The organism is Paraburkholderia humisilvae (assembly GCF_902859855.1).
GTDB lineage: Bacteria > Pseudomonadota > Gammaproteobacteria > Burkholderiales > Burkholderiaceae > Paraburkholderia > Paraburkholderia humisilvae.
Genome location: NZ_CADIKH010000504.1, coordinates 1 through 533, shown reverse-complemented (window position 1 = coordinate 533; position 533 = coordinate 1). Strand labels below are relative to the sequence as shown.

The 533-nt window shown below is 57.8% G+C and carries 1 protein-coding gene; it reads right to left on the bottom strand.

Annotated elements, in window-relative coordinates; translation table 11 throughout:
• On the bottom strand, positions 1 to 345 hold a 345-nt coding region (locus HV796_RS43250; protein WP_175233674.1), incomplete at its 3' end, for a helix-turn-helix domain-containing protein.
• Positions 346 to 533: the final 188 nt, after the last annotated feature.

The following is a 533-nucleotide window of genomic DNA, read 5'->3' as shown; positions in this document are numbered from 1 at the left end:
TCGCGTGCTCCAGTGAGTCGCGCCCATGGGCACGGATTCGAGCGTGCGTGCGACGACCGCATCCACCTGTGCGTCCCCGATCGTCCTCGGTGCGCCGGGGCGCGGTGCATCAAGCAACCCGTCCACGCGGTGACTGATGAATCGCGAACGCCACTTCGAAACCGTATGCGAGGTGACACGTTGCCTTGTCGCGACCGTCTTGTTGTCGATGCCCTCGGCGCAGGCCAGCACAATGCGTGCGCGCAAAGCCAGCGCCTGCGCGGTCTTGCGCCGCATGGTCAGTGCCGTAAGCTGTTCGCGTTCCGCTTCACTCAAGATCAATGACGCCTTCGGTCTTCCCCTCATCGTTGCCTCCCTTACTTGCGAACTCTGCAAATCAGGTTAGTACACAACGCAAATAAGGCAATGAATTTCTAACTCGGGACACTATTGAGTTTCCCATAAAACATGACAACCGATTCGATGCTGGCGCGTTATATCTCTAACGGATTGAATGGAGATACGCGCCATGGCAAAGAAGCCGTTGGACGAGG